This is a genomic window from Serratia sp. TSO36 (genome assembly GCF_057808395.1).
Genome location: NZ_JBJZOU010000021.1, coordinates 129,653 through 143,423 on the forward strand (window position 1 = coordinate 129,653; position 13,771 = coordinate 143,423).

General features: G+C 62.4%; 11 protein-coding genes. 4 read left to right on the top strand and 7 right to left on the bottom strand.

The genetic code is table 11. The annotated features are described in order from the left end of the window. Positions 1 to 37: 37 nt before the first annotated feature. Entirely contained in the window at positions 38 to 1,321 is a 1,284-nt protein-coding gene (fes, locus tag ACK3CV_RS18165) for an enterochelin esterase (protein WP_060422032.1), read from the bottom strand. A 277-nt stretch (positions 1,322 to 1,598) separates the two neighbouring features. Here fes and ACK3CV_RS18170 point away from each other — a divergent pair, with 277 nt between their 5' ends. Beyond that, on the top strand, positions 1,599 to 3,761 hold the full coding sequence (locus tag ACK3CV_RS18170) for a TonB-dependent siderophore receptor (protein WP_164141955.1): 2,163 nt from the start codon (positions 1,599 to 1,601) through the stop codon (positions 3,759 to 3,761). Positions 3,762 to 3,796: 35 nt separating this feature from the next. Here the strand turns inward: ACK3CV_RS18170 and ACK3CV_RS18175 are convergent, their stop codons facing one another. From ACK3CV_RS18175 to budA, 3 genes are all read right to left on the bottom strand, one after another. Beyond that, positions 3,797 to 5,383, bottom strand: a complete 1,587-nt coding sequence (locus ACK3CV_RS18175; RefSeq protein ID WP_041036166.1) for an ABC transporter substrate-binding protein — start codon at positions 5,381 to 5,383, stop codon at positions 3,797 to 3,799. A 142-nt stretch (positions 5,384 to 5,525) separates the two neighbouring features. Continuing rightward, positions 5,526 to 7,211, bottom strand: coding sequence for an acetolactate synthase AlsS (gene alsS / locus ACK3CV_RS18180; RefSeq protein ID WP_033635442.1), 1,686 nt, complete (start codon positions 7,209 to 7,211; stop codon positions 5,526 to 5,528). 32 nt (positions 7,212 to 7,243) lie between these two features. Beyond that, a complete protein-coding gene (budA, locus tag ACK3CV_RS18185) occupies positions 7,244 to 8,023 on the bottom strand; it encodes an acetolactate decarboxylase (RefSeq protein ID WP_033635443.1) in 780 nt (259 codons plus the stop codon). Between the two features lie 451 nt (positions 8,024 to 8,474). Between budA and ACK3CV_RS18190 the strand changes: the two genes are divergently transcribed. Then, entirely contained in the window at positions 8,475 to 9,377 is a 903-nt protein-coding gene (locus ACK3CV_RS18190) for a LysR family transcriptional regulator (RefSeq protein WP_033635445.1), read from the top strand. On the opposite strand, the gene eutC is transcribed toward ACK3CV_RS18190, so the two are convergent. Further along, positions 9,356 to 10,147 carry an ethanolamine ammonia-lyase subunit EutC gene (gene eutC, locus ACK3CV_RS18195; RefSeq protein WP_039564853.1) on the bottom strand — a complete coding sequence of 264 codons (792 nt, stop codon included), beginning with the start codon at positions 10,145 to 10,147 and terminating at the stop codon, positions 9,356 to 9,358. The two genes, ACK3CV_RS18190 and eutC, sit on opposite strands and share 22 nt — an antisense overlap. After that, the gene (locus ACK3CV_RS18200) at positions 10,144 to 11,529 is read right to left on the bottom strand and encodes an ethanolamine ammonia-lyase subunit EutB (RefSeq protein ID WP_164141953.1); all 1,386 of its coding nucleotides are present in this window, start codon (positions 11,527 to 11,529) and stop codon (positions 10,144 to 10,146) included. Before ACK3CV_RS18200 ends, eutC begins: the two co-directional genes overlap by 4 nt. Positions 11,530 to 11,688: 159 nt before the next feature. Between ACK3CV_RS18200 and ACK3CV_RS18205 the strand changes: the two genes are divergently transcribed. Together ACK3CV_RS18205 and ACK3CV_RS18210 are read left to right on the top strand one after the other, a co-directional pair. Further along, the gene (locus ACK3CV_RS18205) at positions 11,689 to 12,237 is read left to right on the top strand and encodes a nucleotidyltransferase family protein (protein WP_489009884.1); all 549 of its coding nucleotides are present in this window, start codon (positions 11,689 to 11,691) and stop codon (positions 12,235 to 12,237) included. 52 nt (positions 12,238 to 12,289) lie between these two features. Beyond that, positions 12,290 to 12,757, top strand: a complete 468-nt coding sequence (locus tag ACK3CV_RS18210) for a FlxA-like family protein (protein WP_060424418.1) — start codon at positions 12,290 to 12,292, stop codon at positions 12,755 to 12,757. A 1-nt stretch (position 12,758) separates the two neighbouring features. Here ACK3CV_RS18210 and ACK3CV_RS18215 read toward each other — a convergent pair whose 3' ends face one another. Beyond that, positions 12,759 to 13,679: a LysR family transcriptional regulator gene (locus ACK3CV_RS18215; protein ID WP_164141951.1), complete on the bottom strand. Its 921-nt coding sequence runs from the start codon at positions 13,677 to 13,679 to the stop codon at positions 12,759 to 12,761. Positions 13,680 to 13,771 lie beyond the last annotated feature (92 nt).

Sequence of the window (13,771 nt, forward strand, 5' to 3'; positions counted from 1 at the left end):
AAAAGGCCGGGTTAACCCGGCCTTCGTTTATCCATGACTAGGGAGCCAACAGCGCCCGCAATCCGTCGAGCAAACCGCCGCGCCAGCAGACGGCATCATGCCCGCCGGCGAACACGCGATAATCGACCCGATGCCCCGCCTCCACCAGCGCCCGATGCATTTGGCGATTGACCTGATGAATATCCCTCTCCCCTTCACCGGCTTCCTGAAAGACGCGCAGCGGCGTCGCGGCGCACAAGCCCCGCCGCACCTGTTCAGTCAACCAGCCGACGTCGGCGTCATACTCCTCAGCCGGGTTAATCATCGCTTCAATATGCGGCCACCAGAAAGAACCCGACTGGGTCAATACGCAGCCGAAACGCTGCGGCCAATGCAACCCGGCATACAACGCCGCCAACCCGCCGTAACTCTGCCCCGCCACCACCGTGCGCTGCGGATCGTCGCTGTAAGGCGTACGCGCCGCCACCTGCGGCAGCAGCTCCTCTTGCACCGCCCGCCAGAAAGCCGCATTGCAGGCCAATTCTTCCGCACGCCGCGCCATGTCTATCACGTCGATAAACAGATAAAGCGCCGACGGCAGCCTTCCGTTAAGCGTCTCGGCGTCCAGTGCGGAAAAAATCGGTATGCCATGCAGCCAAAATTGCCCGTCCAGCAGTACGACTAACGGGCGGTCTTCCCCTGCGCCGGTGGCGTACAGCCAGATGTTGCGTCGGTTAGCCAATCGTTCGCTGTGCCAAAAGAAGTGCTGCAAACGCCCAGACGCGGCGGGCAATGCTTGCCCGGCGTCCAACGCCCGCCACGCTGATTGATCCGGCGCCGCCGGCAAATGTATCGCAGACAACGGGAAGCCGCGGCTGCTGCAGTGTGGCGCCACCGGATTGAGCGGATCATGGCGCATCAACGGAAACAACGAACACCACCACTGACGCTGCTGCTGCCGACGCTGAGCCGCATCGCCGGTAAAAGCGGGCGGCAGTTGCGCCGTCTCAATGGGTATAAAACTGTAACTGCCTCGCCAATCTTCGCGAACAGTGAACTGCCACCACCAAATATCGCTACCCGGCCGGCGTTCCAGACTCTGTGGCGAAGGGCTGTGATGGTCGGTCACGCAGTTGATATCGACATACACCTTTTTAATCGGCGAGCGCCGTTCATCGCCCCACGGGTCGCGCCAGAAAAAGGTAACGCGCACCTGCGCTGCGGGCAGCGATTCGACGAGCGGCGTTCCCAACTCCGCGACCTGACGCCACCAATCTTCTCCGCCGAGATCGGGCCTTTGCAGCAGGTTGAGCACCAGGCCATCGGCATGAAGCGAATGCATTTTTCCTTTTTCCCCTGTTCACCGCACCCGGCGTTTTTTGTTTTCTTGAATAATGCAAATGGTATTGAGAATCATTTGTATTTTCAATAAAATGTAACCAATTATAAATCAACGCGCCTGAGGTCAACAAGGCCACTTCGAAGCGTGGCTCTGCAAAACGGTAAGCGATTCGTCCACCGTTCATTTATGGCAAGGAACTGCGCAGCCCTTCTCGGCGGCGCCAAATGAAAAAAGACAGCAATAGCTTGATATAAAATTGTTTTTTAAGGGATGAAAAATGTCAGAACACCCCCAAAATACCGCCAATCAACCTCTGCGTCACCCAGTCGCCAAGCTCTTGCTGACCTCAGCCATGCTGCTGGCGCCGGGCGTACAGGCCGGAACCGACAACGTTGAGCGTGATATCACCGTCGTCGCCGGCGCACAGGAAAACGTCACCGCGCCGCTGCAGGGCATCGTCGCCAAAGAAAGCGCGGCGGGAACCAAAAGCGCCGCGCCGTTGGTAAAAACGCCGCAGGCCATCACCGTCGTCACGCGCGATCAAATGGATCAGCAGGATGCGGCTTCCGTCGCCCAGGCGCTGCGATACTCCAGCGGCGTCGTGGCGGAATACCGCGGCACCTCTAACCGCAGCGACGAAGTGATCGTACGCGGCTTTCGTTACGCCCCAAAATATCTGGACGGCCTGAGCTATCAAAGCGGCCAGATCGACCCCTGGCTGCTTGAACGCGTTGAGGTGGTGCGCGGCCCGGCTTCTGTGCTGTACGGCCAGGCCAACCCGGGTGGGCTGGTGGCGATGACCAGCAAGCGGCCCGTCGCCCAGGCTATTCGCAAACTGCAATTGAGCGCGGGCAACCTGCATCAAGGAGAGGCCGCTTTCGACTTCGGCGGCGCATTGGACGAAGATGCCAAACTGCTGTATCGCCTTAACGGCATCGCCGGCACCAAAGAGACCGGTATCAAAGATCACAAGGAAAAACGCTTCGCCATCGCACCGGCGCTGACCTATATCGCCAATGAAGACACGACGTTCACCCTGTTGACCAGCTATCAAAAGGAACCGGAGAACGGCTACCGCAACTTCCTGCCGACCTCCGGCGTGGCGATCAAAAGCAGCGCCGGCTATCTGCCGTATGATTTCAACGTCAGCGATCCCGGTTTCAATCAGGCTCGCCGCGAACAAACCTCGTTCGGCTATATCTTCGAGCACTATATTAACGACGTTTTCTCTTTCCAGCAGAACATGCGTTACACCACGGTGGATGAACGTTACAAATATCTGGTGTTCATGTCGCAAGCCAAAAACAGCACGCTGCTGCAGCGCCGTCCGCAAAAAGATATCGTCAAATCCCATGAGCTGGGGCTGGATAACCAACTGAAAGCGCAATTCAGCACCGGCGACGTCGAGCACAGCGTGTTGACCGGCCTTGACTACAAGTGGAGCAAGGTCAATACCCAAAACTGGCGCGGCGACAGCGCGGGCTATTTCCTCGACTGGACTCGGCCGGTTTACGGCATGCCGGTCAACGAAAGCGCATTGCCGAAGGTCACCGATAACCGCAAGGTGCTGGACCAACTCGGCGTTTATCTACAGGATCAGATGAGCTACGGCGGTTGGAATTTGTTGTTGTCGCTGCGCAACGACTGGACCGAGCTGCGCACTCAGGACATGTTGAGATCCAGCGACAGTCAGCAAAACGACACCAAGCTGACTGGCCGCAGCGGCCTGCTGTACGTCTTTGACAACGGCATTGCCCCGTACATCAGCTACAGCACATCGTTTGAACCCAACCTCGATACCGGCGCGCCGGGCACCGATCCGTTCAAGCCCACCACCGGTGAACAAACCGAAATCGGCGTGAAATTCCAGCCGAAGAACAGCAACACGCTGCTGACGCTGGCGTTGTTCGATCTGACGCAGAAAAACGTCAGCTCCACCAACCCGGTAACCAAATACAAGGAGCAGATCGGCAAAGTGCGCTCCAAGGGGCTGGAAGCCGAAGTGCATTCACAGCTCACCCCGGCCATCGCGCTCATGGCGGCCTACACCTATACCGACATCGTTACCAAAGAAACCTATGTCGACGATCAGCGCGGCAAGACGCTGGTGATGGTGCCGACGCACGCCGCCTCCGCCTGGGGAACCTACAGCTTCCTGCAAGGGCCGCTGAAAGGCTTCTCCACCGGCGCTGGGGTACGCTACAACGGCGCCAGCCAAGGCGATGCGACCAACACCTACAAAGTGCCGGCCTTTACGCTGTATGACTGGATGGCGCGCTACGAATTGGCAGAAGTGGCTCCGAGCCTGGCAGGCGCCGCGCTGCAGGTTAACGTCAACAACCTGACCGACAAGCATTACGTTTCGTCCTGCGGCGGCGTGGACGCCTGTTTCTACGGCAGCGGCCGCACCGTCACCGCCACGGTCAGCTACAGCTGGTAAAACCTTTGGGCGCCGCATTGCCGCGGCGCCCTGCTTTATTTCTCCAGCGACACCTGCTTGAAGATGTGTTTGCCGAACGGGTCTATCTCGTAGCCTTTCACTTCCTTGCGCACCGGTTCGAAGATGGTCGAGTGCGCGATCATCAGCGCCGGCATCTGATCGTGCATCATCACCTGCGCCTGCTGGTACATCGCCACCCGCTTGGCGTGATCGTTCTCCTCGCGCGCCTGCAGGATCAGCTGGTCGAACGGTTTATAGCACCATTTCGCCGAGTTCGAACCACCGAGCGAAGCGCAGGTGAACAGCGGCCCAAAGAAGTTGTCCGGATCGCCGTTGGCGGTGGTCCAGCCCATCAGCGCGGTCTGATGCTCGCCGTTTTTAATCCGCTGCAAATATTCGCCCCACTCGAAGGTGACGATTTTGGCGCGCACGCCGATCTTGGCCCAGTCGGCCTGGATCATCTCCGCCATGCGCTTGGCGTTGGGATTGTAGGGCCGCTGCACCGGCATCGCCCACAGATCGATGTCGAACCCCTGCCCCAGCCCGGCCTCCTGCAACAGCTGCTTCGCCCGCTCCGGCGAATACGGGTAATCTTCAAGCTGCGCGTTGCTGCCCCACTGGGTCGGCGGCAGCAGATTCTTGGCCGGCTGGCCGGCGCCGTGGAACACCGCCTCGATGATCGCCGGCTTGTTGACCGCCAGCGCCAACGCCTGGCGCACCTTGACGTTATCCAACGGTTTCTTCTGGGTGTTGAACGCCAGGAAGCCGATATTCAAGCCGGATTTTTCCATCACCTGAAGGTTGCCGTCCTGCCGCATGCGCGCCAGATCCGCCGGATTGGGGAACGGCATCACCTGACACTCGTTCTTTTGCAGCTTGGCGTAACGCACCGTCGCATCCGGCGTGATCGAAAACACCAGCCGGTCGATCTTCGGTTTGCCTTCCCAGTAACGATCGAACGCCTTGTAGAGGATTTTCGCGTCTTTCTGATACTGCACCAGTTGGAACGGCCCGGTGCCGATCGGATCGTTGTCCACCCGCTGCGGCGTACCGGCCTTCAGCATCGCGTCGGCATATTCCGCCGAAAAAATGGTGGCGAAGTACATGCCCAGATCGGCGACGAACGGCGCCTCGGCGCGGGAGAGCTCAAAGCGCACGGTGTTGTCGTCCACCTTGACGATCCGGTCGATCAGCGTGCCGAACTCCATCGACTCGAAGTTGGTGTAGGCGCCGTTGGAGACCTTGTGATACGGGTTGTTGGCGTCCTTTTGCCGCATAAACGAGAAAATGACGTCATCGGCGTTGAAATCGCGGGTGGGCGTAAAATATTTATTGCTCTGGAATGCCACGCCCTTGCGCAGGTGGAAGGTATAGCGCTTGCCGTCTTCGCTCACCTCCCAGCTTTCCGCCAGGCTGGGTTGCAGCTCGACGGTGCCGGGTTTGAAGTCCACCAGCCGGTTGTAGATCGCCGCCGAACTGGCGTCCACCGTGGTGCCGGAGGTGAACAGCTGCGGGTTGAAGCCTTCCGGCGAGCCTTCGGAACAGTAGACCAGTGTATTGGCCCGCGCGCCGCCGGCAATCGCCAACGCCAGCAGCCCGATCGTTATTGCTTTTCTTTTCATTGCGCTATCCCCAGTGGTGAAAAAACAGCCCAACGGTTAGCAATAAATCATGCGGTTAGCGATGTAAAGGACAAATTCCGCGCATAAAAACGGGCAGGCGCGCATGCGGCCTGCCCGGTGAAACGGCGCGAGGATGATGAAATTAAATCATCTGGCTGAAGTTCATCTGCGCCATCAGCTTATAGTTGTCGGCGTAGTCGACCGGAATGGCCACCACCACCGGCCCCTGGATCGCCATCGCCTTGCGCAGCATCGGCCGCAGATCGTCCACCGACTGCACGGCGAAACCGACCGCGCCGCAGGATTCCGCGTAGGCCTTGAAGTCGATCGGCCCAAACTCCACGCCGGATTTGCGCTGGTATTTGTTCACTTCCTGCATCTCCACCATGTTGTAGGCGTTATCGACCCAGATGACGTGCACGATGTTGTTTTTCAGCCGCACCGCGGTCTCCAGCTCCATACTCGACTGCATGAACCCGCCGTCGCCGGAGATAGACACCACTTTATCGCCGGGGCGCACCAGCGCCGCGCCGATGGCCCACGGCAGCGCCACCCCCATAGTTTGCTGGCCGTTGGAGATCAACAGCTGACGGGCGCGGAAGCTGTACAGGTAGCGGGCGATCCAGATGTGGAAGCTGCCCATGTCCACGCACAGGGTTACGTCGTCGCTGACGATGTCCTGCAGCTCCTTGACGATGCGCAGCGGGTGGATCGGCATGCCGCCGCGGCGGGCGGCGCGCTCCGCCAGTTCAGTGCGTTGGCGGCCGAGATCGGTGAGGATCAGCTCCACCTCCGGCGGCACGCAGACCGCCTCAGTGAACGTTTCGGTCATCATGTTCAGCGTGGCGCTGATGTTGCCCACCAGCTCGACGTCCGGCCGATAGCAGGTGTCGATATCCGCCGGCAGCACGTCGATGTGCACCAGTTTCAGCCGCCCGTGGCTGTTCCACATGCAGGGATCGTATTCGATCGGATCATAGCCGACGCTGACCACCAGATCGGCCTTCTGCAACAGCTGATCGGCCGGCTGGTTATTGAACAGGCCGACGCGGCCGGCGAAACGGGCGAAGTGGTTGACGTCGATCACCCCCGCCGCCTGATAGGTGCCGACCACCGGCATATGGGTGCGGTACAGCAGATGGCGCACTGCCTCGCTGTTCTCCGGCCGGCTGGCCTGCAGGCCGAGCAGCAATACCGGGCATTTGGCCTGGCGGATCAGTTTCACCGCCGCCTGAATGTCGTCTGCCGCGGCGGCCCCCATGCGTGGCAAGCGGCAGCCGGCCAGCACCGGCGCGCTCACCGGTTCATTGACGATATCCATCGGCAGGCTGACGAACGACGCCCCCGGCCGGCCGAACTCGGCGCGGCGAAAGGCGTTGGCGATCACCTCGGAAATTGCCGAACCGGCATGCACTTCGGCGCAATACTTGGTCACCGGCCGGAACATGCTGACGGTATCCATGCTCTGGTGCGTCTGCTTCAGGCTGTCGGCGCGCTTCACCGCCCCGCCGAAGGCCACCACCGCGTCCCCTTCCGAAGTGGCGGTGGCCAGCCCGGTGATCAGGTTGGAGCTGCCCGGCCCGGAGGTGACCAGCGCCACCCCGGCCTTGCCGGTCAGGCGGCCGACCGCCGCCGCCATAAAGGCCGCGTTGGCCTCATGCCGCACCACCACCGTTTCGATCGACGGCGCGTCCTCCAGCGAGTCGAACACCCGGTCGATCTTGGCGCCCGGAATGCCGAAAACGTGTTTGACGCCCTGCGCTTCCAGGTTTTTCACCACCAAATCGGCGCCGCATTGCCAGTCATTGCCTGTTTTTTCCTGTGCCATGGTTCCACCTCCTAAGAAAACGATCGCCGGGGTTAGCCCTCGGCGGAACGAATCGCGCGATCCAAATCCTCTGGGCAGAGGTTGGCGCGCAAGAAATCCGCATCATGCGGCAACTGAAGATTGAGACGCGTGATGACGCCGAACTGCAGACGGCCATGATCGAGCTGATAGTCCAGCACGTGGCCGCCGCCGCTGCGGTCGTCGGTAACGAAGTGTTCGTGATAGCCGGCCACGCCGATGCCCTGCATGTAATCCGGCGAGCGGAAACCAACCAGCGTGCCGCGCCGCTGATGGAACGAGAAGGTCGGCTGCTCTTCTATCGCCTCCAGCATCGGGCGGTAGGGCCGCTCCTGGCGCGGCACGGTGCGGGTTTCCACGTGGCTGAACTCGCCGTCGACCCGCACCGCGCAAAACAGGTTCGGCGAGGCGACCTGCTCGTCGATGCACTGGTGCAGCTGCGCCTTGGTGATCGGCCGGTCGAATTGCTGGCTGACGCTGGGCTGGAAAAAGGTGACGACGGCGAAGGGGGTTTGCTGTTGCAGGCCGGCCGGCCGGGCGCTGCCGTCGGCGCGCAGCTGGTGTATTTCCTGGTCGAAAGCGATCAGTTCGCCGTCCAGGTGATTGAAGGTGCCGAGGCCGAAATCGCCGTGCTTGAGCAGCTCGGCAATGGTGGTCTCCCCCTCGTAAACCCCGTCGATGAGCGCGCTCATCAGCGAGATTTGATAGATTTCGCCCTCCCCGGCGTTGATCGACTGCCTGGCAAAACCCTGCGCCAAATGGCGCGCACAGGCACACCCGTGTTTTTCGTTCATGACTGACTCCTCCACCAGCGCGAAACCGCGGTTCCGCGCGTTCAAAAGACCCACCGACGGTGAGCCAAGATGCCCCCCAAGGCGCGTTCATCAGTTGGAACGATTCAGCCTGAGGCGACAAAAAAACCGGCACGGCTGGCCGGCCGATAACCAGGCATCAGATCAGAATGAGATAAAGTAAAGGCTTACTAATCATTGAGACTGAACCGGTTATCAAATTGAACGGTTAATCTGGTGTTGGAGCGACAATCAACTCCGCAGGCGGCTCACGCGGCCTGGGAAAAACATCTGCTATTTGGTGCTAAGCGCCGCGAGGTTTATGCGTTTTCTCTCTATGCGGCCGGGATGGGACGGCGCCGAAGCCCGTCGTCAACCCGCAGCCAGAGTAGCCGCCGCGCCGTCGGCAGAGAAGCGGGTATTCATAAGAAACGCTTTTGCATATAATGCAAAAATGAATGACGCCCGCTATGTAGAACATCTGCCAATTTTTCTCGACGTCGCCCGCCTGGGCAGCTTTTCCGCCGCTGCGCGCCGGCTGGGCATGGTGCCCTCCTCGCTGGTGCGCCACATCGACGCCCTGGAAAGCGCGCTCGGCGCCGCGCTGTTCGTGCGCTCCACCCGTGGCCTGCTGCTGACCGACGCCGGCGAACTGCTGCTGACGCGCGCCGCCGCGCTGATGACGGACATCACCGGCCTTCGCGCCGAGCTGAGTGCGTTGAACGAAACGCCGCAGGGCACGCTGCGCATCAGCTGCCTGCCAACCTTCGGCAAAACCTATGTGCTGCCGCTGCTGCCGACGCTGGCGGAACGCTACCCGCAGCTGTCGGTCGACCTCGATCTGACCGAACGCCAGACCGATCCGACGCAGGAGCGGCTCGACGCCGCCCTCCGCATCGGCGAACAGAAGGACAGCGCGCTGTATGCCAGCCGCATCGCCACCCAACGCTGGGTGATGTGCGCCAGCCCCGCCTACGTCGCCCGCTATGGCCTGCCGGCCGATCTGGAAGCGCTGCCGCAGCATCGGCTGATCGCCCGCTACCACAAGCAGCAGCCGGCCTGCTGGGCGCAGATCCTCGACGCGGCGCTGATGAACCGCTGCACCATGGCGCTGCGCTGCGACGACTTCACCGCGCAGCGCCAGGCCGCGCTGCTCGGGCTCGGCATCGCCTTTCTGCCCAACTGGGTGGTGGGGCCGGACGTGCAGCACGGGCAACTGGTGCAGATGCTGGAAGATCCGCGCCATGAGCAGCAAGGCATCTATCTGCTGCGCCCGATGGCGAAGGTGTCCGCCCGCCTGGCGGCCTTCACCGCCCTGCTGCAGCAAACCCTCGGTCAGCCGCCCAACTGGGGGTAAAGCGGCGTTACCCGGCCGCGCAGCGCCGGGTTGTCACTCTCGTCTTTGAGTTCGACGCCGGTCAGCCGGCGCTGGAACGCCTGCTCCAGCAGCCAGGCCAATTTGAACGCCGCCTGCGGGTAATCCAGCCCCTCGGGGCGCACGTTGGAGATGCAATTGCGCTCGGCGTCCGTTCTGCGCGCGTTCGGCCCCCAGGTCATATAGACACCCAGGCTGTCCGGCGACGACAGCCCCGGCCGTTCGCCGATCAGCACCGCCACCGCCCGAGCCTGCAGGCATTCGCCGATCTCATCCCCCAGCGCCACCCGCGCCTGATGCGCCAGCACCACCGGCGCAACGGTCAGCCCCAGCGTATCGAGATAGGGCCGCAGCGCCTGCAGCAGCGGCAGCGCCTGGCGGTGCACCGCCTTGGAGGAGAGGCCGTCCGCCACCACCAGCAGCAGATCGACGCGGCGCGATGGCGAACCGAGCAGCAGGCTGCGGCTGTCCGACGCTAATCGCCGCCCCAGATCCGGCCGGCGCAGATAGGCGGCGCGGTCGGCGGCCTGGCTGTGCACCGCCAGCGTAGGCCAACCGGCATCGTGCAAATCCGCCGCCAGCCGTTCGCTGTCGAAAGGCTGATGCACCGCGTCGCGCGCCTGGGCGTGAGCCAGGCCGAAGCGCAGCAGTTCGTCGGTCGGCAGGCTGGCGCCGGTGCGCCCCAGCGCGATGCGCGCATCGGTAAAGGCGCGCAGCGCGTCCCAGCTGTTGACGTGAACCGGTTTGCTCATGTGCGTTCTCCCTGCAGCGCCAGCAACAGCGGATGATTGGCGGCGGCGTCACGCAGCCGCCCGCGTTCGTCGGTGATGTTCATCGCCGCCAGCCAGGCGGCGAACTCCGGCGCGTGCTTCAGCCCCAGCAGCTCGCGGATATAGAGCGCGTCATGGAACGACGTGCTTTGGTAGTTGAGCATGATGTCGTCCGCGCCCGGCACGCCGATCAGGAACGTCAACCCGGCGGCGGCCAACAGCGTCAGCAGCGTGTCCATGTCGTCCTGATCGGCTTCGGCATGGTTGGTGTAGCAGACGTCGCAGCCCAGCGGCAGCCCGAGCAGCTTGCCGCAGAAGTGGTCCTCCAGCCCGGCGCGGATAATTTGCTTGCCGTCATACAGGTATTCGGGGCCGATAAATCCCACCACGGTGTTGATCAGCAGCGGCGAGAAATGGCGCGCCACCGCATAGGCGCGCGCCTCGCAGGTTTGCTGATCGACGCCGTGATGGGCGTTGGCCGACAGGCAGCTGCCCTGCCCGGTCTCGAAATACATCACGTTGTCGCCCAGCGTGCCGCGCCTGAGGCTCAGCGCCGCCTGCTGCGCTTCCGCCAGCAGCGCCAGATTAATGCCGAAGCCGCGATTGGCCGCTTCCGTACCGGCGATAGACTGAAACACCAGATCCACCGGCGCGCCGCGCTCCATCAGCCGCAGCGTGTTGGTCACGTGGGTCAGCACGCAGGATTGGGTGGGAATGGCAAAGCGCTGGATCACGTCGTCCAGCATGTAGTTGAGCTTTTCCAGCAGCGGCAGGCTGTCGCTGGCCGGATTGATGCCGACCACCGCATCGCCGCTGCCGTACAGCAGGCCGTCCAGCATGCTGGCGGCGATGCCCTGCAGGCTGTCGGTCGGGTGATTGGGCTGCAGCCGCACGCTGAGGTGGCCCGGCAGGCCAATCGTATTGCGAAAGCGCGTCACCACCCGGCACTTCTTGGCCACCAAAATCAGATCCTGATTGCGCATGATCTTGCTCACCGCCGCCGCCATCTCCGGCGTGATGCCGGCCGCCACCTGCGCCAGCATGGCGCTGTCCGCCTGCTCGCTCAGCAGCCAGTCGCGAAAATCGCCGACCGTGAGGTGCGAGATGGGCTCAAAGGCGGCGGCATCGTGGCTGTCGATAATCAGGCGCGTCACCTCGTCCTGTTCGTAGGGCACCAGCGCATGCTGCAGGAATGCCTTGAGCGGCAAGTCCGCCAGCGCGATGCGCGCCGCCATGCGCTCTTCGGCGCTGTGCGCCGCCACCTCCGCCAGATAATCGCCGGAACGCGCCGGCGAAGCCTTCGCCATCAGCTGACGCAGATCGCCGAAGCGATAGCCGCGTTGGCCCACCGTTGCCTGATACATAGCCCCCTCCCTTGCCCCGAGTGACGAGATAAAAGCCCTGCACCAAGTGTAGTCAGTGAGAGAAGAAAATTAATTTGCCTGCGATCGCCGTCATCGCGCCTCCCGCCATTTCACCCGCCGCCGCTTCGGGTTACAGTAGCCGCGAAAACAGGAGGGGTGATGGATCCGCAACGGCAAATTATCGACTGGCTGCAACAAGATGACGCGCGCATGGCCGCCCTGCGCACCGTGCGCCGGCTCGGCCTGAATGACTGGTGCCTCGGCGCCGGCTTCGTACGCAATCTGGTTTGGGATCGGCGCCACGGCTATGTGGAGCCCACGCCGCTCAACGATATCGACGTGATCCACTTCGATGCGGAGCGTGCGGACGCCGAGCGCGATCGCATGCTGGAGGCGCGGCTGCAGCAATGGCTGCCGCAGCCGTGGTCGGTCAAGAATCAGGCGCGCATGCATCTGCGCGGCGGCCGGGCGCCTTACCGCAACAGCGAAGAGGCCATCAGCTTCTGGACCGAAGTGGAAACGGCGATCGGCGCGCGCCTGAACGCCGACGACAGCCTCACGCTGGTGACTCCCTTCGGGCTCGCGGCGCTGTTCGGCGACACCATCACCTTCAACGTGAAAAACGGCGATCGCGCTGCCTATGCCCAGCGCGTGCTCGACAAAGGCTGGCTGCAGCGCTGGCCGCGCCTGCGGCAGGTAAAGATTTAGCCGCCGCTGCCGATACCCTGAACAGCGATATACCGACTCAGGGAGAGCATCCATGTCGACCAGCATCACCATGATCGTACCGATCAAAAATACCGTTCCCGGCGTCAGCAACGTCTTCAGCGCGCCGGGCCATCAGGGCGAATTGCTGATGGCCAAACCGGTCAACAACCAGCCGGAAGGCGGCAAGGCGAAGAAAAGCGAAGGCGCCAACGGCAATGACGAACCGGCAAATCTCAACGAAAGCCGCGCCTCGGCGCGCATCAAGGCGCTGAACCGGCAGATTCAGGCTCTGCAGCAAAAGCTGGTGGAGCTGAAGGACTCCAGCGCCGATCCCAAAGAGATCGAGAAGCAGAAACAGCTGATCGAAGCGCAGATCAAGATGCTGCAGGCCGAGATCGCGCGCATCCAGAAAGAAGAAATGGAAAAACAGCAGCAGGAGCAAATGAAGAAAGCCGCGGCGCAAGCCGGCGACGGCGTAAACCGCCCGACGCCGCTCAACGCGGTGGACGTCTATATCTGAGTCAATATTCCGCGTTTTCCTGCCGGCGCTGGTGCAGCAGCGCCGCCTGCTGACGCGCGACCTGCCAGATGGCCTCCGCCGCCGGCGTCAGCGAGCGATTTTTACGCCGCACCAGCATCAGCGCGCGATTGATCTCCGGCACCAGCCGCCGCACCCGGAGCCGCCCCCCTTCCGGCAGCGGCAGCGCCAACGCCGGGAAAATGCTGATGCCGATCCCCTCCGCCACCATCGGGAACAGCGTGGCCGGATGGCCGATTTCCTGCACCACCTGCGCCTCGACGCCCTGCTGCCTCAGCGCGCTGTCGATCAACGGCCGGCTGCCCGACGCGTAATCCTGCAACACCAGGCGGCAGCCGTTTAACGCCGCCCAACGCACCTCTTGCCGCGCAGCAAACGGGTGATCGTCGCGGCACAGCAGCAGAAACGGTTCATGCAGCACCGCTTCGCACTCCAGATCCACCGCCTGCACCGGATCGACCACGATGCCGAAATCCACCTCGGCGTTGCGCACGCTGTGCAGCACCTGCTGCTGCGCCTGATCGCGCAGCATGATGCGGATCTCCGGGTATTCGCGTTCGCCGGCGGCGATGCACTGCGGCATCAGATGGGCGGAAATGGTCTGGCTGGTCGCCACCCGCACCGTGCCGCTGCGCTGTACCCCAAAGCTGCGCGCATCCAGCAACGCGGCCTGCAGTTCGTCCAGCAGCCGTTCGACCCGGTTGGCCAGCCGCAGGCCGGCGTCGGTCAACACCACTTCACGCGTGGTGCGATCCAGCAGGCGCACGCCGACCTCCGCCTCCAGCTCTTTCATGCTGTGGCTGACCGCCGATTGCGTCAGGCCAATCGCCTCGCCGGCGCGGCTGAAGCTGCCGTGGCGGGCGACAGCGACGAACACCCGCAGCTGTTTGAGTGAGTAATTCATGTGTTTTATTCATAGATGAATTAAATAAATCAATTTAATTATTATATGCCCACGCAGGAGAATAGCCCCATCGATTTTCTACCCGAGCGTAT